Origin of the sequence: Nonomuraea mesophila (genome assembly GCF_004352805.1) — a bacterium.
Classification (GTDB): Bacteria; Actinomycetota; Actinomycetes; order Streptosporangiales; family Streptosporangiaceae; genus Nonomuraea; species Nonomuraea longispora.
This window is the reverse complement of record NZ_SMLD01000049.1, coordinates 25,312-44,536: the sequence shown is the minus strand read 5'-3', so window position 1 is coordinate 44,536 and position 19,225 is coordinate 25,312. Positions and strand designations below refer to the sequence as shown.

The 19,225-nt window shown below is 69.9% G+C and carries 21 protein-coding genes and 1 pseudogene; 9 read left to right on the top strand and 13 right to left on the bottom strand.

Going from position 1 to position 19,225, the window contains the following annotated elements; translation table 11 throughout:
• Positions 1-192: 192 nt before the first annotated feature.
• On the bottom strand, positions 193-1,068 hold the full coding sequence (locus E1295_RS20070) for a phosphorothioated DNA-binding restriction endonuclease (protein ID WP_132631861.1): 876 nt from the start codon (positions 1,066-1,068) through the stop codon (positions 193-195).
• A 77-nt stretch (positions 1,069-1,145) separates the two neighbouring features.
• On the opposite strand from E1295_RS20070, the gene E1295_RS20065 reads away from it, so the two are divergent.
• A complete protein-coding gene (locus E1295_RS20065) occupies positions 1,146-1,454 on the top strand; it encodes a hypothetical protein (protein ID WP_132631860.1) in 309 nt (102 codons plus the stop codon).
• 32 nt (positions 1,455-1,486) lie between these two features.
• Entirely contained in the window at positions 1,487-1,891 is a 405-nt protein-coding gene (locus E1295_RS20060) for a phospholipase D-like domain-containing protein (protein ID WP_132631859.1), read from the top strand.
• A gap of 234 nt (positions 1,892-2,125) precedes the next feature.
• Here the strand turns inward: E1295_RS20060 and E1295_RS20055 are convergent, their stop codons facing one another.
• Both E1295_RS20055 and E1295_RS20050 read right to left on the bottom strand, forming a co-directional pair.
• The gene (locus E1295_RS20055) at positions 2,126-3,379 is read right to left on the bottom strand and encodes an SMI1/KNR4 family protein (protein ID WP_132631858.1); all 1,254 of its coding nucleotides are present in this window, start codon (positions 3,377-3,379) and stop codon (positions 2,126-2,128) included.
• Positions 3,380-3,570: 191 nt separating this feature from the next.
• Positions 3,571-4,038 carry an SDR family NAD(P)-dependent oxidoreductase gene (locus tag E1295_RS20050; protein ID WP_246080153.1) on the bottom strand — a complete coding sequence of 156 codons (468 nt, stop codon included), beginning with the start codon at positions 4,036-4,038 and terminating at the stop codon, positions 3,571-3,573.
• A gap of 40 nt (positions 4,039-4,078) precedes the next feature.
• Between E1295_RS20050 and E1295_RS48795 the strand changes: the two genes are divergently transcribed.
• A complete protein-coding gene (locus E1295_RS48795) occupies positions 4,079-4,297 on the top strand; it encodes a dienelactone hydrolase family protein (RefSeq protein WP_166427314.1) in 219 nt (72 codons plus the stop codon).
• A 17-nt stretch (positions 4,298-4,314) separates the two neighbouring features.
• Here E1295_RS48795 and E1295_RS20040 read toward each other — a convergent pair whose 3' ends face one another.
• On the bottom strand, positions 4,315-4,503 hold the full coding sequence (locus tag E1295_RS20040) for a hypothetical protein (RefSeq protein ID WP_132631855.1): 189 nt from the start codon (positions 4,501-4,503) through the stop codon (positions 4,315-4,317).
• 99 nt (positions 4,504-4,602) lie between these two features.
• Positions 4,603-5,700, bottom strand: coding sequence for a hypothetical protein (locus E1295_RS20035; RefSeq protein WP_132631854.1), 1,098 nt, complete (start codon positions 5,698-5,700; stop codon positions 4,603-4,605).
• 310 nt (positions 5,701-6,010) lie between these two features.
• Between E1295_RS20035 and E1295_RS50195 the strand changes: the two genes are divergently transcribed.
• Positions 6,011-6,160: a hypothetical protein gene (locus tag E1295_RS50195; RefSeq protein ID WP_220448803.1), complete on the top strand. Its 150-nt coding sequence runs from the start codon at positions 6,011-6,013 to the stop codon at positions 6,158-6,160.
• A 346-nt stretch (positions 6,161-6,506) separates the two neighbouring features.
• Here the strand turns inward: E1295_RS50195 and E1295_RS20025 are convergent, their stop codons facing one another.
• From E1295_RS20025 to E1295_RS20015, 4 genes are all read right to left on the bottom strand, one after another.
• A complete protein-coding gene (locus tag E1295_RS20025) occupies positions 6,507-7,262 on the bottom strand; it encodes a class I SAM-dependent methyltransferase (RefSeq protein ID WP_132631853.1) in 756 nt (251 codons plus the stop codon).
• A 53-nt stretch (positions 7,263-7,315) separates the two neighbouring features.
• Positions 7,316-7,450 (bottom strand): hypothetical protein, encoded by a 135-nt coding sequence (locus E1295_RS51900; protein WP_281284761.1) that lies wholly within the window; start codon positions 7,448-7,450, stop codon positions 7,316-7,318.
• 81 nt (positions 7,451-7,531) lie between these two features.
• Positions 7,532-8,704: a hypothetical protein gene (locus E1295_RS20020; protein ID WP_132631852.1), complete on the bottom strand. Its 1,173-nt coding sequence runs from the start codon at positions 8,702-8,704 to the stop codon at positions 7,532-7,534.
• Entirely contained in the window at positions 8,701-9,780 is a 1,080-nt protein-coding gene (locus tag E1295_RS20015) for a ThiF family adenylyltransferase (RefSeq protein ID WP_132631851.1), read from the bottom strand. The genes E1295_RS20020 and E1295_RS20015 overlap by 4 nt, the downstream gene beginning before the upstream one ends.
• A 227-nt stretch (positions 9,781-10,007) precedes the next feature.
• On the opposite strand from E1295_RS20015, the gene E1295_RS20010 reads away from it, so the two are divergent.
• Both E1295_RS20010 and E1295_RS20005 read left to right on the top strand, forming a co-directional pair.
• Positions 10,008-12,947, top strand: coding sequence for an AfsR/SARP family transcriptional regulator (locus E1295_RS20010; protein WP_166427313.1), 2,940 nt, complete (start codon positions 10,008-10,010; stop codon positions 12,945-12,947).
• Positions 12,940-13,566 (top strand): hypothetical protein, encoded by a 627-nt coding sequence (locus E1295_RS20005; protein WP_132631849.1) that lies wholly within the window; start codon positions 12,940-12,942, stop codon positions 13,564-13,566. Before E1295_RS20010 ends, E1295_RS20005 begins: the two co-directional genes overlap by 8 nt.
• Positions 13,567-13,638: 72 nt before the next feature.
• On the opposite strand, the gene E1295_RS20000 is transcribed toward E1295_RS20005, so the two are convergent.
• Positions 13,639-14,940 carry an aspartyl protease family protein gene (locus tag E1295_RS20000; protein ID WP_132631848.1) on the bottom strand — a complete coding sequence of 434 codons (1,302 nt, stop codon included), beginning with the start codon at positions 14,938-14,940 and terminating at the stop codon, positions 13,639-13,641.
• 242 nt (positions 14,941-15,182) lie between these two features.
• On the opposite strand from E1295_RS20000, the gene E1295_RS19995 reads away from it, so the two are divergent.
• Positions 15,183-16,136 (top strand): fructosamine kinase family protein, encoded by a 954-nt coding sequence (locus E1295_RS19995; protein ID WP_132631847.1) that lies wholly within the window; start codon positions 15,183-15,185, stop codon positions 16,134-16,136.
• On the opposite strand, the gene E1295_RS19990 is transcribed toward E1295_RS19995, so the two are convergent.
• Positions 16,090-16,524, bottom strand: coding sequence for an Rrf2 family transcriptional regulator (locus tag E1295_RS19990; protein WP_132631846.1), 435 nt, complete (start codon positions 16,522-16,524; stop codon positions 16,090-16,092). The genes E1295_RS19995 and E1295_RS19990 overlap by 47 nt on opposite strands.
• A 126-nt stretch (positions 16,525-16,650) precedes the next feature.
• Between E1295_RS19990 and E1295_RS52490 the strand changes: the two are divergent.
• Both E1295_RS52490 and E1295_RS19985 read left to right on the top strand, forming a co-directional pair.
• Positions 16,651-16,806 (top strand): annotated as a pseudogene (locus tag E1295_RS52490) (SDR family NAD(P)-dependent oxidoreductase); the annotation flags it as partial.
• Positions 16,730-17,173, top strand: a complete 444-nt coding sequence (locus tag E1295_RS19985) for an SDR family NAD(P)-dependent oxidoreductase (protein ID WP_220448802.1) — start codon at positions 16,730-16,732, stop codon at positions 17,171-17,173. The pseudogene E1295_RS52490 and the gene E1295_RS19985, both read left to right, overlap by 77 nt.
• 300 nt (positions 17,174-17,473) lie before the next feature.
• Here E1295_RS19985 and E1295_RS19980 read toward each other — a convergent pair whose 3' ends face one another.
• Together E1295_RS19980 and E1295_RS19975 are read right to left on the bottom strand one after the other, a co-directional pair.
• Positions 17,474-18,082, bottom strand: coding sequence for a hypothetical protein (locus E1295_RS19980; RefSeq protein ID WP_132631845.1), 609 nt, complete (start codon positions 18,080-18,082; stop codon positions 17,474-17,476).
• A gap of 181 nt (positions 18,083-18,263) precedes the next feature.
• The gene (locus E1295_RS19975; protein ID WP_132631844.1) at positions 18,264-19,163 is read right to left on the bottom strand and encodes a helix-turn-helix transcriptional regulator; all 900 of its coding nucleotides are present in this window, start codon (positions 19,161-19,163) and stop codon (positions 18,264-18,266) included.
• Positions 19,164-19,225: the final 62 nt, after the last annotated feature.

Genomic DNA, 19,225 nt, shown 5'->3' with positions numbered 1-19,225 from the left:
CGCGACGGTCGACCTCGGCGACGGCGCGCCACAGCGCCGCGTGGGGTACGTGACGACGCCGGAGCCGGCCGGATCCGCGACCTGCTCGGCGAATCGCGAACCATGCGCCGGTGCATTTCCCCGAACCTGCGGACAAAGCCGCCCGAGACCCCGGTGTTTGACGCCGACATTCACGAAGGCGCAACCGGCCACTCAGCCGCGCGCGGGCGTGCGGAAGACCTGACGGCTGTGCCAGCCGATGTGCTCCTGTTCGACGGCGTCCAGGCAGGGCTGAGGTTCTCGGGCCGGCCGGCCCGCCAGGGAGAACACCATGTCCCTGGAAGACTGCGAGCGGCCGGCGAACCTGGCCGATACGGCGATCGTGTGCTCCCCGGTCAGTCCGAGAACGCCCTTGTCGAACAGTTTGTGGTGGATCGCGCACAAGCACAGCCCGTTCGCCACGTCATCAGGCCCGTCGAAGGCCCACCACCGCACGTGCGCCGCGTCCAACCCGACCACCGCGCCGTCCAACCAGCCGTCGTAGGAGCAGAACGCGCAGCAGTACTCGTACGCCATGAGCACCCGGTCACGGAAGCGGGGATCGCGGCGCCTCTTCAGCTCCGGGATGGTTTCCGCGCTTTCCAAATCCAGGCCGGCCAGCAGGCACAGATCCTGGTGCAGAGACGGGGCGAAGTTGGCGTCCAGGAGGTGGCGGGCGATACGCCCCAACAGGCCGAACTCCTCCGACAGAGCGCGGGCGAGGTCGGGATGCAGGCGTCCTGCGGCCTGACTCTCGCGCAGACGGCCCAGCCCCGGTCCCGGGCTACCGGCCCCGTGGCGGGTCTCGACCAGCCACAAGCCGTCGCTCGTCAGGTGGTGGAAGGGGTAGCCAGGGCTGGTGTCGCGGGGCGGGCCGAACTCCTGGAGCAGCCTTTTCAGCTCGGCCTCGGCCGCGCTGAACGGGATGGGCCGATCACCGTTCCGCTGGAAGTGGCCCAAAGCGTACAGGAGAAGGAGCGGCTTGTGCGGGGCACGTTCGCCGCCCCTGCTCCAGCGCCGGATCTCGGCGACCCGCTCGATCCAGTCCACGACCGCAGTGTAGGGCGATCTTCCGACCCCGGTATGAGGTATTTCGCAGTGGCCGGCCGCACCCAATAGTCGCCGAGGTGAGCGATCTTCAGCCGGGCGTCCACCAGCACCTGGTCACTCGTGAGCTGGATGGCCTGCTGCGTGCGGTGTCCGATCGCGACCTGATCGACCGGCGTTCCCTGGACCCCGCCGACTCCCACGAGACCCTGGCCCGGCACCTCGCCGCGCTCACCCGGCGGGCTCTGCGCTCGGTACGGGGAGATAACGACGCGGTGCGGCTGGCCCGGCAGGTGGAGATCGTCAATTGGGTCGCCGGGCTCCTTGGCGACCTGGTGCCCGAGGCCGCCTCCCCGGAGGAGATAGTGGAGGCCGCGCAGAGCTGCTGAGCGTCGCCAGGAGCCGGGACGCGGGCGGGCAGGTGCGCTTTCGCCCGCGACCGGCGGTTCCCCTCACCGGCAGTGCGCTGCTGGTCAACGGCCGCGTCCAGCCGGAGATTGGCCTTGAGCTCAAGCGCGAGCTGGCCTCCGCCGACCACGTCGATCTGCTGTGCGCGATCGTGAAGTGGAACGGTGTACGCGTCCTGGCTGAGGCGATCGACGAGTTCCTTCACCGCGGCGGCCGGCTGCGCGTGGTCACCACGACCTACATCGGCGCCACCGACCGCCTCGCCCTGGACCGCCTGGCCGCCATGGGCGCCGAGATCCGCGTCTACGGCTCGAGCTCTCCTCAAGCGGGTGCCGCAGGTTCGGATTCTGCTGAGGGCAGGGCCTGTCCAGCAGACGGCTTTGTCGCAGGAGACCGTTTAGTCCCGCGAACATCCTGATCGTCGGAAGGACCGGCTGATAGACAGCGCCCGAGACCGGGCTTGGTTTGACTGGTGGTTTCGGCGGCTGCTTGAGGAGTCGACGATCACGCGTGAGCCGGTGACGTCCGCCCTGGTTGCGTTGCTCGTCGAGAATCGTGAGCGCTCGAAAGTAGGCGGTCGGTGTGGAGCCGTCCGTGAAGGTGACGATCTCCTGTCGGGTGAGCCGGACGAATCGCTCACTCAGGCGCCGGTTCAGGGCGAAGGCGGCTCGTCATAGGTGGTGACCCAGGCAGTCGAAACCGGCCAGTCGCGTACGGGGCGGTGGGGGTGGACGCCGACGACGGCCAGCGACGGCAGGTCGCCGAGTTCCGACAGCTCCCGCCATTGGTCCTGGGTCACCTCCAGGTACCGCAATCCCTTCAGCTCGGTCACTGTGGCGATGTCGGCGACGGATGCCGCCGCGATGTCCAGCGCCCACAGGTTCGGCACCGTACGGAGCGGAGCCAACTCGACGGGCCGCCCGCACGTGACCGAAAGCGAGCGCAACTCCCGGCTTCGGGCCAGCACTGTCAGGTCAACCCACTCCACATCGAGCTCCAGATACTCCACCGGGCGACCACCGAGTGGGGTCAGGTCGGGCGAACCCTTGCTCGACAGCGCCAGCGAATACACCTCGGGCATCGCGGCGAGGAACGCGCAATCCTCCACGTCGACCACCCGGACCTCCTGCACACGTGGACCGGCCTGCATGGCCCGTGCGAGGGAGGGCCGGACGTCGCCGTACCTGGAGTGCTCGGTGGGCAGATCCGGCAGGTCCGCGTCGGTCCACAGGCTTTTGTCGTGATGGCGGTAGTCACCGCGTTCCAGCGCCTCCACCAGACGGCGCAGGAACGTGGTCACCGAGTCAGCGACGTACGCCGGCCCTTGCGTGTAGTCAACTCCGACCGCGATGACCTGCCCAGGACGTCCGTGCGGCCCGGGATCCATGTCCACGGCGAGCCAGTTGCCGCCGGTGTCGAACGCGAACCGGATCCAGCCCGGACGCAGCGGCGACCTCCGGACGGCATTCGGGGGCTGGGCATCGAACACTGTCCGGCGCCAGGGTTCGTGCTGCCACTCCTGCGCGATCTCGAGCCACTCGTCATCCAGGTCGTCGATCTCAGCAACGGGGAGCCACTCCTGCCGGTCGAACAGCGGGTTGACAAGGTCACCGTCACCGTCGGCGATGCCATACAGCGCGCGGAGATCCGCAGGCAGCGAGACGCCGATGCTCTCCTCCAACGCGGCGAGGTCGTCCTCGCTCGCGGGCTCGGGGAGTTCCTCCTCGTGCCCGACGATCTGCGCCATCAGCCGCCGGTAGTGGTGGAAGAGCCGCACCGCTTCGTCCGGATCACCCGCGGGAACCGCAGACTCAGGCCCCTGCTGCTCGTCACCCCGATCGGGCGGAACGAACTCATCATCGATCACATGAAGGAACGGCGGCTTCTGCCGGGAGGATGTCGCCATGCCATCGCAACCTAGCACCCGCCTCTACGCCACCAACGCACTGATCATCTCAGCACGTGCACTCGTACGTCCCTGCGCACCGCAAGCCGTACGCCGGCAAGGGTCTCGAAGGAGCCGACAACGTCATGTCGCGAGCCGGCGGGCGGCGAACTTGCCGAGCCCGGAGGTGGCCCCCACCAGCACGATTGCCCTCATGACTGCGCGCCGATCTTGGCCAGGCCGAGGGTGCGGGCGATCAGGGTTTCGCGCAGGCCGGCGGGGAGTCGCTGGAGCACCCCGGCGAGGCGGGCGTCGCCCGGGACGACGTAGTGGCGCCGGGGGTTGGCCGACCGGAGCGCCTTGAGCACGGTCCTGGCGGCCGCGTCCGGCGGCGCGGGGCGCAGGGCGGCCTGGGCCTTGGCGGCCGCGGCCAGGTGGCGGGCGTAGCGGGCCACCTGTTGCGGGTCGGCCAGCGCGAGAGCCGCACCGGCGTTCTTCTCGGCCTTGGCGAAGATGTCGGTGGCGGTGCTGCCGGGTTCGACGACGATGACGGGGATGTTCCAGGCGGCCAGCTCCAGGCGGAGCGCGGCCGACATCGCGCCGAGCGCGGCCTTGCTCCTGGACAGCGCGGACAACAACGGTAAGGGGACCCGCGCGGTCGGGGCGCTGACGTCGACGATTCCGGCGCGGCCGAGCCGCAGCAGCGGCAGGAAGGCCTGGGTGCGCCCGGTCGTGGCCTCCTACGGCGGCCGTGACCGAGGCTTCCGCTCGCACGGCGAACGGTTGCGGGAGCATCTGCGGGCGCTCGGCGTCGACCACGACGTCACGATCTATCCGGAGGCCGGTCACTCGTTCATGACCGACGGCCACCACCCGATCGCGAGCCTCGCTCACCTTTTCGGATCGTCGGCGACCCGCATCGCGGTGCGGAGGCACTGAGCGCTCATCGCGCCGGTTCACGGACGAGGGGCCGCGGAGGGTTCCGGCTTGCGGGACCCGAACGCGTACGACAGTGCGACGCCGAAGCACAGGGACATCGAGATGCCCAGGAGGAGATCGCTCAAGGCCGCGGCGAACCCCATGCCCATGGCCAGGCCGCAGGAGAGGCCGAGAGTCCAGTCGGGGGAGTTCTTCGGTTTCGTCATGGCTCACATACTCCCGCGAGGGCCGCAGCCGGAGCAGAGGCGGAGATCACCGGCGTCGTATGACATCGGTCAGCAGGGCGCCGCGGTGACACCCGTACCTCAGGAGGCCTTCCACGTCACGGGCTCGGCTCCCTCGGCGGTGGAGGAGAAGGTGACGGTGACGGGCTTGTCGCCCTGGCCGACGAGGTACACGCCGCACTGCCGGACGCTCTTGCCCGGCTGCACCATGCCGTAGGGCGCGGAGGATGGGCAGCCCTTGGGGCCGTTGCTGCCGATCGCGATGAGGGTGAGCTTGCGCAGGGTCTGTCCGCTTTCGGTACGCAGGAAGACCGCCTCGTCCATGCCCGGGTACAGCTTGGACGTGCCGTTGTTGCGGTACGAGAGCGTGACGAAGTAGACCGTGGCGGCCTTCTGCCTGGCGTTCAGCTTGTACCCGGCGAGCGCGCCGGCGCCGGCCTTGCGCACGCTCTTCAGCGTGACGGTCAGCGGCACGTCCTTGTCCTTCGTGTCCTTCCACGTCACCTTGGCCGGCTTGCCCGCGGCCAGCACGCCGCCGCCGATCTCGCCGCCCTCCACCTTCCACGTCCTGGTGACGGACTCGTCGCTGTAGGAGACGGTGGCGGGCTTACCGTTCTCGGGCAGCATCACGACCCGGCACTCGGTCGCCGCCTGGCCGGCCGCCAGGGTTTTCGGCGCATTCGTGCCGACGCACGTCTCCAGCGGGCCGGTGCCGGGCGAGGCCAGGGGGTTGCCGCTGAAGAACGAGACGGCCTTGCCGGCGGTGCCGTCGGCGAGCGCCAGGCGGAAGTTCCTGACGGCCATGGCGGGCTCGACCGTACCGGATCCGGTGTTGGTGATCGACACGGTGAGATAGTGCGGCACCATCCCGCGCATGTCGTCGTCGAGCCGTACCCCGTTGAGGTCGTCCACCGAGCCGCGCGTGAGCAGGGTCGGGTTGAGCGTCAGCTTGTGCACCTTCTTGTCGCGGTCGGTGTGGTTCACTCGCCGCGGTGCGGTGTCGAGCGTCAGCGGTGTACCGGGGGACGCGGGCTTGTCCGCCGCCTGCGTCTTGTCCGCCGTCTTCGGCTTCTCGCCGCCGGCGCTCTCGCTGCTGCCGGCGCCTCCACAACCGGCCAGGAGCAGTGCGAGAACACCCGCCCCGGCGATGGTGTTGATCCGTCGGCTGACGCGCTGCACTGCGAACCCCCGTCGTTCCTGACTCCCGTTGCGAAGGACCACCCTAAACGTGACCTGCACCGCTCCTCCGGTCGGTACGGAACTGCGCGTTCGGCGGGAGCTCGGCCACGTTCTGGGAAGCGCGACTGGCTGTGTGCTGTCCTGGTGGCTGTGGCGTCGCGATTGCGATATGTCTCGGCCTCGTCGCGGTCCTTAGCCTGCTGTCCGCCTTACAAGTGGCACTCGTGTGCGGCGCGCCATGGGGAGGCCTCGCATGGGGCGGGCAGCACCGGGTCCTCCCGGCACAGTTGCGGGTCGGCAGCGGCATCGCGTGGTGCTCTATGTCGCGTTCGCAGTCGTGGTCCTGGACCGTGCCGGCTGGATCGACGCGGTGCCAGACTCCGTTGCGGTGGTCGGCACCTGGGCGGTGTTCGCGTTCACGGCGCTCAGTGTCATCCCGAATGCGGTGTCCCGAAGCTAGCCGGAGCGGTACGCCGGAACGTCTGCCGCGTTCATGCTCGCGGCGTCCAGTCTCGTCATCGCGCTCAATGGGGCCGGGGCGCCGGGATAACACCCGCCGGGCCAGCGACCGTCGCATCGTCTTTCGACCACCTACCTTCGCTTCCCCCCTATAGCCTGGGCCTGACTCCCGGTATCGGCACATATGCGGGAGGTGGGCAAAGCCGCCGGGACTTCGTGCCCGAACCGGTCGCAGAGCGACCCGTCCCGGCGAAGGGCCGCGAGCGCTGTCTCTGATGCGGCGCCCGCGGATAAGCGTACGCATCCCACGATCGACCTAACGACCGACCCTCGAACGAGTCACCGTCTTAGGTGGCTTCGAGCACGAAGAACAGGAAGCACACGAACCTCATGCCGGTGATCTCGCGAAGCTCCTCGGGGAACCGTTCGCGGGCCTCCGGCACGAACGGCGGTTCACTGATGACGCTGATGCGAAAGCCCGCCGCGGTGAAGGCCTCGGTCATCGCGTGCAGCGGCCGGTCCCAGAACCTCATCTGGACGGTCTGTCCGCCCATGGTCCATTCGTCAGTCCTGGTACGGGTCTCGAAATACTTGGGCTTTTCCCCGGCCATCTGCTGCAAGAGAACGACGCTCAAAGGATGATCGACCGAGACGAGGAGCCGGCCGCCAGGCTCCAGCACGCGTCGCAGCTCCGCCAGTGGCGGTCCCCAGTCTTCCAGGTAGTGCAGCACCAGGGACGCGATGACGTCGTCGAACGCGTCGTCGGGGAAGGGCAGCGGGCCGCCCAGGTCGGCGACCCGCAGATCCGCGTCGGCGCCCAGCCGCCGTCGGGCCTGCTCCAGCATCCCCGCGCTCGCGTCGATGCCGGTGACCAGCGCGCCTCGATCACGCAGCTCGGCGAACAGCGGACCCGAGCCGCAACCGGCGTCGAGGATGCGCCGGCCGGTCACATCCCCGGCGAGCTCCAGCATCGCGGGCCGCTCGTAGTACGCGTTCAGGAGACTGGTCTCGTTCTCGGCCGTGTATCCCTCGGCCATCCTGTCGTAGTCGTTGAGTCGCGACGGAGGAGCGGTCTTGCCCTGCTTCTCGGGTGTAGTCGTCATGCGGGAGATTTTGGCCTATCCGCCACGGGTTGTGTCCGGTCCCGGCAATCATGTCAGTCTGATGCCGCGGCTCGGTGTATCGCGGGCAAGACGATGGAGTCGACGATCTCGGCGATCATCCGCTGGTCGGGCGGCCGGCCGTACAGGATGGCCTCGTTGCGGATGAGGTCCATCGGGAGTGTGGCCACGCGGGAACAACCGGACGGTGGGAATCTCGCCGGGTCTCGGCCGCGTGCCGGCGCGGACCTCGCCGTGGATCGTCCCGGGGGTCAGGCGGGGCGACGGCCGGTGGCGCGTCGGGCTTTCAGCCACAGTCCCGTCGTGACCAGCCAGGGCATGGCCAGCAGGGCCGTCCAGGTGATCGCCTGCCACAACCGTGCCGGTGCGGAGCCGGAGAGCTCGGCTGTCGCCCATTGGAGCAGTCCCGCCAATACGGGCAGCACGAAGAAGCCCAGCCACGCCGCCACAAGGAACCAGCCGCCCACACATACCCATCGGAACCAGCGCCCGGCCCGCAGATCGCGCGGGTCGGCGGCGCTCAGCTCGGACGCCTCGTCCTCGCGCAGCCGGCCGAAGGCCTGCCGCAGGAGGAGCGTCTTGACCCGCCACAGGTCCTTGCACCCGAGCCAGGTGATCAGCACCGCGTACAGGTCGGTACGCAGGAAGACCATGCACTGGAAGGCCATCTGGAAGATCAGCGTGTACGCCACCGCGGCCAGCACCGGATGGTCGGCGGACATGCGCCAGCCGAGCACCACCGCCAGCATCACCGAGTCCGCGGCGAGGCCGGCCAGGAGCGGTCCGTACCGCCGGCGTCGGGGCACCGACCAGAGGAGCGACAGGTCGGTCTCGAAGACCACGAACATGAGCCGCCGGTCCAGCCCGAAGCGCGCCGGTATGTCCAGGGACCGCGCCGCGAGCCAGTGCCAGATCTCGTGCACCACGACGAGCGCCAGCCACAGCGGGTAGAACAGCAGCGAGCTGAGGCCGACGTCGGGCAGGGCGAAGGCGTCCCGGCCGGGATCCGGGCGCACCGACGGCACCGCGATCAGCGCGGCCAGGCAGAAGATCGCGGCGGCGGCGTACAGGATCCAGGCGGTGCGGCCGAACAGCGGGCGCACCAGTGCGGGCCGCGGCCCCCGCAGCCAGCGGCGGCCCTGGACGGGTGCCGTGGCGACCGGCGCGTTCTCACCCTCCCCCGCCACGAACCCCAGCTCGCGCAGTGTCTCGACGAACGAGGGCACGTCCACGGGCTCGCCCGCGAACGCCTCAGCCCGCGCGGCGGCCTCGTCGAAGCTCGCGCCGTCGCGCAGCGCCGCGATCACCACGCCGCCGACGGCCGGGATGGACACGAACGTGCCCGTCTCCGGATCCCCGACCAGCACTTCCTCGCCCTCGTCCAGGAGGCTGAGCGGGCGTAACCGTACGGTCTGGGCGGTCATCGCGGGCACACCGGGCAGTCCGGGTCGGCGTTGAACGGCTGGCGTACGGGGGTGAGCCCCGCACGGAGGTCGAGCTTGACGAACGCGCCGGCCGCCTGCGGCTCCTCGAAACCCGTGAGGTAGCGCAGTGCCTCGTAGGCGACCAGCGAGCCGATCTGCGCGGCCACCGGCGCGATGAGCAGGTTCTGTTCGCTGATGCGGGCCCTGCTGCGCTCGACGAAGCCTCCCGCCGTGGGCTCGTCCGCGGCGGGCCGGTCCCGCCAGTCGCACTGCACGCAGGGGCTGCGGCCGGGGTCGACGGAGTAGTACATGATCTGGGAGCGGGTCATGCCGCCCACGACGAGCGGGATCTTGGCGCGGACCGCGGCCGCGTTCGTCCACAGGTGGGCCTCGGGATGCCCGTCGAGCCCGCCCACGATGACGTCGACGCCCTCCACCAGGTCTGTCAGGTCGTCCGGGCCGGAGATCCAGCGGTCCACGGCCCGTACGGCGATGCGCGGGTCGTAGGCGCGCACCCACTCCTCCGCGCACGTCACCTTGGACCTGCCGATGTCGGCGTGGTGGTAGAGGAACTGCCTGGCGAAGTTGCGGGACTCGACGTCGTCCCGGTCGACCAGCGTCATGCGTCCGATGCCCAGACCGGCCAGGCACTGAACGATCGAGCTGCCGCCGCCCCCGACGCCGAGCACCAGCACGTGCGCGCGCCGGACGGCGTTCACGAACGCCGCGCGGGGGCGGCCGAGGCGAGCGTACGTGCCGAAGAACGCGAGGTTGGAGAAGTGCCTGGCGTCCAGGTCCGGGTCGCCCAGGCTGCCGTCGCCGTCCTCTTCGATCAGGCCGAGAGCGTCGAGCGCGGACACCGCCTCGCGCACCTCGTCCTCCCCCAGTTCCACGCCATCGGCCGCCAGCCGCTCGCGGAGTTCGGCAACCGTGGCCGGGTCGCCTTGCATCGCGGCGAACAGTGCGGCCACCCGGCCTTCAGGGTCGGCGAGGGTCACCACCTCGCGTGGGTCGGTGAGGACGTACAGGTCCTGGCCCTGCGGTTCCCACACACAATCCTTCAGTACAACCCGCAACGCTGCTCCTCCATGTGAGAGGTGGGCGGGACCGCACGGATAGACCGAGCGGCCCGCCCACACTTCGATTTAGATCGGGGCGTTCTGCGTGGCCTTGATCGCCTCGACCTTGCGAACCTCGATCTTCATGGGGACCTCCTCATTCGGGGGTGGGGTTTACAGCGCGTCCAATCTGGCTCCCGCCGCCATACAATCGCCACAGTCACGCCATAGTGGGGGGTGGCCTCGTGACCAAGGTGACGTTCGAGGTGCTCGGTCCTGTGGTGGTCCGTCATCCGGACGGCCGGCAGGCGGAGTTGACGAGGAAGGCCAGGGCCGTACTGGCGGCTCTTCTCCTGCACGCCAACACGCCCGTCACCCGACAGCGCCTGATCGAGGCGCTCTGGGACGATCCTCCCGCCTCGGCCGTGTCGAACGTCCAGACGTACATCAGCCAGATCCGTCGCGCGCTGCCCCCCGCTGCGCGCCTGCACACGCTGGACAGTGGCTACCTGCTCGAAGTCGCCCGCGAGGACGTGGACCTCCTGGTCTTCGAAGACCAGGTACGCCTGGCCGCGGCCGAGGCTGATCCGGAGCGGGCGGCCCGGCGGCTTGACCGGGCGCTGCGGCTGTGGCGCGGCACGCCCGCCGAAAACACCCCGCTGACCGGCACCATGACGGCGCGCTTCGCTGAGCTGGAGGAGCGTTTGGCCGGGGCACGCTTCGACTGGGCGGACCGGCTGCTGCAGCTCGGCATGGAAACCGAAGCCGTGGGCGGATTACGGCGTTTCACCCGTGAGCACCCGTTACGCGAACGGGGCTGGCTGCAACTCATGCTGGCGCTGTCGCGGCTGGGCCGGCGGGGAGAAGCGCTGGAGACCTATCAGCGGGCGCGGACCGTCCTCAACGATGAGCTCGGCATCGAACCCGGCCCCGAGCTGCGGCAACTCCAGGCCGCCGTCCTCGCGGGAGGCACGCCGGAACCCGCTCCCCCGGCACCTGCCCAGCCCGTGGCGCTCTGCCAGCTTCCTCCGGACATCGCTGACTTCGTAGGCAGGACAGAGGAAGTGGCGACCCTTCTGGTCGCGTTACGCGCCCCCGACGCCCCGCCGGCCGTCGCCCGATTACGCGGGCCCGTACCCACCGCGCCGGCCATCACGGTCATCACGGGACCACCCGGAATCGGCAAGAGCACGCTCGCGGTCCGCGTCGCCCACCTCGTGCGCCCCGACTTCCCCGACGGCCAGCTCTACCTGCGCATGTCGAGCGGCTCGTCCGGGCCGAGGGAGCCCTATTCCCTGCTGGCCGAACTGTTGCGGGGGCTGCAGCCGGACGCTTCCGACCTCCCCGCCACCCTCGAAGGCCGGGCCGCCCTGTTTCGCTCTTTGGTGGCCGACCGCGCCCTGCTGATCGTGCTCGACAACGCGGCCGGCGCCGATCAGGTGAGCCACCTGCTGCCGGGTACGCCGCACAGCGCTGTGCTGGTGACCAGCCGCGGGCCTCTGACCACGCTGCCCGGCGTGACCACCGTGCCGCTCGGCGTCCCCACTGAGGACGAGGCACGAGCTCTGCTCGAGGGCATCGCAGGTGAGACCAGAGTGCGCGGCGAGCCCGAAGCGGCTCGGAAGATCCTGCATGCCTGCGGCTACCTGCCCCTCGCCATCCGCATCGCCGGGGCTCGGCTCGCGACCCGGCCGGGCTGGCCGATGCGCACCTTCGCAGCACGGCTGGCCGACAACGCGGCGCGACTGGACGAGCTGGCGATCGGAGGCCAGGACGTGCGGGCCGGGTTCGCCATGAGCTATGACGCGCTGCCCGACGTGGCGCGCCGGGCGTTCCGGCTGCTCGGGCTGGCCGGACTCGACAGTACGGCCGACTGGAGCCTTGCGGCGCTGATGGGAGTGAGGCAGCGAGAGGCGGAAGCGGCGGCCGAGACTCTCGCCCTGGCCGGTCTGCTGAGCGCTGAGGAGGTGGACCTCTGCGGTCAACCCCGCTATCGCATGCACGACCTCCTCCAGGACTTCGCCCACGAGCGCGCGGAGGCGGAGGAGAGCCCGGCCGGCCGCCGCGCCGCACTCGCCAGGTTGGTCGAGGAGTGCCTACGCAGGGTCCGGGGAGGCATGCGGGACTACCCGCCGCCCGCGCGGCCTCCTCTGCAGGAGTACTCCTCGGATCACCGGGACAGCTCACGGACCTGGCTGCTGGCGGAGCGCGGGACCCTGGAGGCCGCCGTCGCCCTGGCCGAACCGGCCCAGGCCGTGGAGCTGGCGCAGCGCCTGTCCCCGTTCCTCGCCGCCCACGGGTTCCGGCAAGAGGTCTCGGACCTGCTCGAAGGTGTCGCCCAGCGCGCGCCCGACACCAGGTCGGCCATGCTCACTCGGCTGGTTCTGGCCGACATCGAGTTGGAGTATCACCGGTGCCGCTCCCCCGCAGCCGACCCGGCTGATCTCCTCGCCTACTTCGAGCAGAGCGGCGATGGCCACGCCTGCGCATATGCGCTGCTGGCCCTGGCCACCCGCGATCTCATGGAGGGATGGCCGGGCGAAGCCCTCGCCAGGGCTGAGCGCGCGATCGCCCGCTTCGAAGCCCTCAAGGACACGTACGGGCTGCTGAACGCGCTGAGCACGGCCGGCGGCGCGTACCTCGACCTGGGCCGCCACGAGGCGGTCGCCACCGTGTGCCGGCGCGGGCTCGGCCTGGCCACCGAATCTCGGTACGGTGATCACGCGGTCAGGTTCCGGCGCATGCTCGGCATCGCATCCTTCAACAGCGGGGAGGTGGAGGTGGCGATCGAGCATTACAAGCAGAGCATCAGGAGCAGCCGGGCGCTCGGCTGGGGTCCTGGGGAGCGCATCGCCCTGCGGCGGCTGGGCGAGGCATACAGTGCGCTCGGCCGGTACGAACTGGCCAGGACAGCCTTCGACCGGTGCGCCCTGCTGTTCTTCCAGGCAGGTGATGCCCACGGCCAGGCACTGACGTTCTACGCTCTCGGCGAGCTGAGCCGCGAGCGCGGCCGTGCCGAAGAGGCCCGCCGGTACTTCCACCGCTGCCTTGACCTGGTGCAGGAGCCGCTCTGGCGCTCGCGTGCCACCGCCCGCCTCGCCGGCCTGAGCTCTGCCGACGTCGGTGCGGCGCCGGGGGCGGGCATCAGCGCGGCGCGTCCGAGTGGCGGAGGGCACGGTGCCTGAAGAAGCCGGGCGTGGCTCCCTTCCGGACAAGCTGGTCGAGCAGTATGCCGAGACGCTTCGAGCACTGTGCCTCGACACTTTCGCGTATACGTTGACCATTGCCGAATCCGGCCGGCTGACGTCGGCGGAGGCCATCAGCCGCCTGCGAGCGGCCCCTCCTTGGCAGTCGGCCTACCCTCCAGGGCCTTATGCCACTGAAGGCGATGATGATCTCACCCTGATAGCCATCGGCAACGGAATCGTCACACTCGATGGAATCAACCCGGACCCTCACCGTAAGGAACTGACCGACCGGCTGGCCGGCCCAGGACTCAGGCACTGGTACCTGGCCCAGGACATCGAGGGCAACAGCACTCTGTATGTACGGCACGGAGATGCCGAAGGGGAGGTGCAGTGTCCCGAACCCCTCGCTGATGAGTTCACACCTTGGACGAAGTTCCTCGGCCCCCTGACGCCGTACACGGCGCTCCTCGCATCCCTCTATGACGACATGGAACTGGACGCAACCGCCATGTTCCTGGCCATCATCGAGCATGAAAGCGGAGTGCGTTTCGACAGGGCCTTACTCGACAAGCCGAGCCTCAACGTGCCGGCCGATCCGCAGCGTCCTGTCGAGTAGCCGGCGATGTGTGTGACGGCGTGCGGCCCGTGGCCCGTGGCCCGTGGCACCGCAGGCAGCGTATTCCGCAGCTCACCCACGGTTGATGGACAGATGCATGCTGCGGTAGTCGAAGGTGATGGCGTACGGCTTGAAGAACTCGTGGCTGAAGTTGGCGATCAGGTCGAAGCCGAACATGGCCGACTGGCCGGGTCCGGGGAAGCCGGGGAAGACCTTTTCAGCCGCGTGGCCAGGGAGGTTGCGGCCGACTGCGCGGCCCAGGCTGATGCGCTTGGCCGTGATCGGGTAGAGCTTGTTCCCGCCGGGCTGCTCTATCGGGTGGTCGCGGTCCACCGTGATGCCGCCCGCCCGCTCGGCGATCTGCACCGTGGTGTCGAGGGCGACGCCGATGCCGCCGGTGTCGACGGTGACCATGCGCGGGCCGTAGTGGCCGATGCTGCCCACCGTGCAGGGGAAGTGGTCGCCGGCGAGCCAGAGCGGCAGCCGGTCGACAAGGCGCGCTCGCGGTGCGGTTGCGGTTCTGGGCTTCAGGGTCAGGGCCTTGCGGGCGTAGTCCATCGTGGTCAGGAAGTGGTAGAAGATCGTCGTTCCGAAGGCGCCCGCCGCCGACGTGCCGTCCGGCAGAGGCGGACGGCGCGCGTTGCTCCACTGCACCGGCAGGTTGCGGATCTCGATGTTGCCTACCCGGAACGAGTCGAGGACGCCCAGCGATATGTCGATCGGCTGGTTGTTGGCCACCCCGCCGCTGATGGTGGTCACCGCGCGCAGGCCGGCCTCCTGCGCCATCTCCTCCGACAGGTCGAGCGTGGCATAGGTGTCGAGCCAGAAAGTGCCACGCCGGCCGTTCACGGTGGCCTCGACGGCGGGCACGGGGTCGAGGGTGACGAAGGGGACGTGCGCGCTCTTCGCCCCGCGCAGTTGCCAGGGAGTGCCGCTGATGTGGGAGTAGAGCTCGCTCAGCGCCTTGTCGCGCGGCCGGTCGACCTTTCGCAGCAGCGGGACCGCCTTGGACAGCCGGTCCTGCCGGACGAAGCACTCGGCCAGCCGCTGCGCCGAGGCGACGTCGTCGGGCTGCAGGTCGAGGGCCTTGGACAGCCGCTTCTCCGCCTCCCCGAAGCGGTTGGACAGCAGCGCGATGTAGCCGAGCTGCGCGTGGGCTCGCGCGTCACGCGGCCGCCTGCGCAGCCGGTGCCGGTAGCCGCGCTCGGCCGCGGATAACTTGCCTGCCTTGAACAGGGCGTCGGGGTCACTGTCCGCCTCAGCGGCGGTGGCCGGCAGGGCGAACGCCGTCGACGGAAGCACCGCTCCCGCCGCCACGGCCAAGCCCGTCTGCCGCAGGAACGCGCGCCGATCGGGGAAGTGCGGGTCTGTCATGCGAAGGCTCCTTGGTCCGGTCCGCCGACCGAACGCGGCGGGCGAGGACATCCAACAGGCAAGCGTGTTTCCTCCGCGTTTTCACCGCCGTACCGGCCCGTCCCCCGCTGACGCGGGCGGGCCGGGGTCACCCTTGGGTACGGAGAGCTCTCCAGGGAAGATGACCTCATGCCCACCGCGCCGGAGTCCCTTGCTCAGGGTGTGACCGCGCGAGCCCGGACCCACCAGCGGAGAGAGCACCCGTGACAGACGCGACGTCCTTCCTGTTCGAACGCCTGCACGCGGTCGGCCTCACCGACGTCGCCGCGGTCGAGCCGGTCACCGGAGGCCTCGCCGCGACCGCGGGCCTCGCGCGTCGCGGTGACGGCACGTCGGTGTTCGTCAAGGCGTTCGGCGAGCCGCCGTCGGGCGACGTCTTCGCCGCAGAGGCCGAAGGGCTCACCGTACTGCGCGAGGCGGGCGGCGTCGCCACACCTGAGATCATCTTCGCCGACCGCGACCTGCTCGTCCTGTCCGTACTGCGACCGCGGCCGGCAACCGAGGCATTCTGGGAGCAGCTCGCTCATGCGCTCGCCCACCTGCACACCACCACGCGCTCCCCGCGATTCGGATGGCACCGCGACAACTGGCTGGGCCGTCGCCAGCAGGTCAACACCTGGAACGACGACGGGTACGAGTTTTTCGCCCAGCATCGCTTGCTGCGCTGGCTCGGCGAACGTCGCGTCCGGGAGGCGCTCGACGCCGCGGGCCGGGCGGCGCTCGAGCGGCTGTGCGATCGGCTGCCCGAGCTGCTGCCGGTCAGGCCCGCGTGCCTGACGCACGGCGATCTGTGGGCGCAGAACGTCATGGCCACCCCCGACGGGCGGCCCGCGCTGATCGACCCCGCTGTGTCGTACACATGGGCCGAGGTCGACCTGGCCCACCTGTGGACGACGGCGCCGCCGCCCGAGGCGCACGTGTTCTTCGACCTGTACGCCGAGTTGACCGGGCTCGATCACGACTGGCGCGAACGCATGCCGATCCTTCAACTGCGCCAGCACCTGGCGGTGATCGCCCAGTTCGACCCTGACTGGGGCGCCGCCGACATCCTCCGCGCCACGCTCGCCCCGTTCCGCCGGCGGCCCAAGGATCAGCCGAGTGGTCACGGAGTCAGCGAGGTGCTGCGAGGACGTCCTGGAGTACGTCCTTCAGCGTGACGCGGGCCAGCTCGCTCCGGAGGGTCTCCTCGATGCCGTCGTAGATGCGCCGCATCGCCGGCTGGATGCCGTGACCCACCACACATTCCGGGTCTGGGGCGGCGCGGTGCAGCGCGAACAGCGGGCCGGGTTCCACCGCCTCGTACACGTCGAGCAGCGTCATCGACTCCAGGTCGCGCGCCAGCGACCAGCCCGCGCCCACGCCACGCCGGGACTCCACGAGCCCCGCCCTGCGCAGGTCGCCGAGCAGCCGCCGGATCACCACGGGATTGGTGTTCACGCTGGACGCGATCTGCTCGGAGGTGGCGACCTCATGGCCCTGGCGCTGGTACAGGCCGATCCAGGCCAGCGCGTGGGCGGCGATGGTCAGCCTGCTGTTGGCGCTCATGAACTCGTCCCTCTCGATCGCGACTGACGATGTTACGGCAACCGTCGTAACATCTATGGTTGCGACACTGTCGTAACTACGACTGTTACATCTATCCGAAGATGGTCAACCCGTGAGGTGAGATAGATGAACAAGCCGCTGACAGGCAAGGTCGCCCTGGTCACCGGAGGGTCCCGCGGGCTGGGAGCCGCCACCGTACGGCTGCTTGCGGAGCAGGGCGCCGACGTCGCATTCACCTACGTCAGCTCCGGCAAGCAGGCGCAGGCCGTCGCCGACGAGGTACGCGACAAGGGAGCGAAGCGAGGGCGGCCGCGTCATCACGGTGAGCTCCGGGTTCGGCACCCGGGCCGGTGTCCCGGGCGTGGCCGACTACGCGGCGACCAAGGCGGGGGTCGAGCGGTACACCATGGGCGTCGCCCGCGACCTCGGCCCCCGCGCCATCACCGCCAACGTCGTCGAAGCCGGGCTGATGACGGGCGGCATGGAGCCGCCGGACCCCGAGACCCTCAAGGCCCTGCTCAGCTCGCTGTCCCTGCAGCGCGTGGGACACCCCGACGAGATCGCCGCGGCGATCGCCTTCCTGGCGAGCCCCGCCGCGTCGTACGTCACGGGCGCCGTGCTGGACGCCCACGGCGGCTACAACGCCTGAGCCCGCAGCGCCGCCGCCGGCGCACCCCGTGCCGGCGGCGAGTGAACCTTGACGAACAGCCGAAGGCAGGCGATCCAGCGGCCTTGCGGGGTTGTACCTATGAGTATGTACACTCCCCGGGTGAGCACCAGGGAACGACTCGTCGAGAGCACGCGCGGGCTGCTGTGGGAACGCGGCTCGACGCGCAGGACGAGGGTGTGACGTTCCTGGGGCACTTCCTGCTCGACACCGGTGAGAAGGCCGAGCTCGAGTTCCCCCGACCTCTGATCCTCCGGACCGACGTCCGCGAGCGTCACGGCCTCAGTGCTCCCATGCCTCGTCGGGGATGCGATAGAAGGTACGGGTCGACGTCCACCATTCCCGGTCGGCGAAGCGTCCCGTGATCCGGCCCACCAAGCACCACAAGGTGTGGACGTCCTGCTCGAGTTCGGTGTCGGGATCGAGCTCCAGCCCTGCTGTGAAGGGCCGGTAGTCAGGGAGGGCCATGTATCCGCCCTCCTCGTACGGCGGCATGACGTCGTCGATCAGCTCTCCGTCGTAGTGGAGGTGTAACGGCCCAAGCCCTTCACCCACTTCCCCCATGAAGTTGAGCTGGAAGACCCGACGCCGTCCGAGATCGTCGATCGCGGGATGGCTGGAGTAGAAACCGAAGACGAACGCATGGGTCCAGCCGGGCGCGTGCGGGCCGATCCACACGCCCTTCGCAGGGGGGCCTTCGTACGTTCCCGCCAGCGTTTTCAGGTCGCATTCCAGCCGCGATTCCCGGTCCACCCGGAATCGGCGGGACAGTTCCTGCGGATCGTCGGTCTCGACCCAGAGGGCGTGGAAGCCGAGGTGCAGCCCGTGCCCGTACTCGACCAGCAGTTTCCACTGGTTCTCTGCCGGGTCTGCCTGGTCGGGGTTCAGCATGGTGTACGTCCTCACCCTGCGATGTCGAGGCTCAGCGGCGTGGGAGGCCGATCGGAAAGAGGGCGCGCAGGTCGTCGAAGGCTTGGAGGAGGTGCGCGTCCAGGCTCTGGGAGGAGTCGTCGATCCAGGATTACCACCTGGCCGCTCACACCGGCGTTCGTGCCGGCAACGTGGCCGCCGATCATCCGGCCGGCGCCTCCGCCGCGCCCACGTCGGGGCCGCTGAGGCTCGCGTCCGTCGCGCCGAGGCTCATGTCCTGGGTGCCTATGACGGACAGCAACTCCAGCTGGGCCGCGCCATGGCTGCCGGGCGGCGCGGTGAACCACAGCAGGCGCTGGCGGCCGTCCTCGCTGAACAGGCTGTGGCAGTCCACCTCGATGATCCCCAGCGCCGGGTGGACCAGGCGCTTGTGGTCGGCCCTGCGCAGCGCCACGTCATGGGCGTCCCACAGGGCGGCGAACTCGGCGCTGCGCCGCCGCAGCGCCGCCACCATCCGCGTCACGTGGGCGTCGCGGCCGCGCCGGGCGGCGACCGCCCGCAGGTCGGACACGAAGACCCGGGAATGGTGCGGGTGCTCGTCCGGCGGGTACAGCGCGCGGGCGGCGGGGTCGGTGAACCAGCGGTAGACGTAGCTCGCCTTCGGACCCTGCCTCATCGGATGCCGGCCGATCAGCGCGGCGCCCAGGTCGTTCTGTGCGAGGGTCTCGTGCAGGTCGGTGATGATCATCGCGGGTGTCGTGGCGAGCCGGTCCAGCATGGCCAGCATGGCCGGCTGGACGTGCGCGGTCGGGCCGTGCGCCGCCGGGACGGGCCGACCCGCGAGGTGGAACAGATGGTCGCGCTCGTCGCCCTCCAGCCGCAGCGCGCGGGCGAGCGCGGCCAGCGTCTGGGCCGACGGCTGGGCGCCGCGCCCGCGTTCCAGCTCGGTGTAGTAGTCCGCCGACAAGCCCGCGAGCTGCGCGACCTCCTCCCGGCGCAACCCGGGCACCCGGCGCCGGGTACCGGCGGGCAGGCCGACGTCGGCCGGCCGGACGCGGGCGCGGCGGGTCTTCAGGAACGCGGCGAGTTCGCGGAGGTTCACCTCTCCATCGTGACCCCTGGCGGGCGGTCGTAGCCAGGGGATGACAACCCCTGGGTGAACTC

What these genes read in the sequence shown, in the direction of transcription:
- E1295_RS20040 (WP_132631855.1), bottom strand. Translation starts at nt 4,503, where the DNA reads ATGACGAAACCGAAGAACTCCCCCGACTGGACTCTCGGCCTCTCCTGC.
- E1295_RS19990 (WP_132631846.1), bottom strand. Translation starts at nt 16,524, where the DNA reads ATGAGCGCCAACAGCAGGCTGACCATCGCCGCCCACGCGCTGGCCTGG.
- E1295_RS20020 (WP_132631852.1), bottom strand. Translation starts at nt 8,704, where the DNA reads ATGACCGCCCAGACCGTACGGTTACGCCCGCTCAGCCTCCTGGACGAG.
- E1295_RS19980 (WP_132631845.1), bottom strand. Translation starts at nt 18,082, where the DNA reads ATGCTGAACCCCGACCAGGCAGACCCGGCAGAGAACCAGTGGAAACTG.
- E1295_RS20000 (WP_132631848.1), bottom strand. Translation starts at nt 14,940, where the DNA reads ATGACAGACCCGCACTTCCCCGATCGGCGCGCGTTCCTGCGGCAGACG.
- E1295_RS20055 (WP_132631858.1), bottom strand. Translation starts at nt 3,379, where the DNA reads ATGGCGACATCCTCCCGGCAGAAGCCGCCGTTCCTTCATGTGATCGAT.
- E1295_RS20025 (WP_132631853.1), bottom strand. Translation starts at nt 7,262, where the DNA reads ATGACGACTACACCCGAGAAGCAGGGCAAGACCGCTCCTCCGTCGCGA.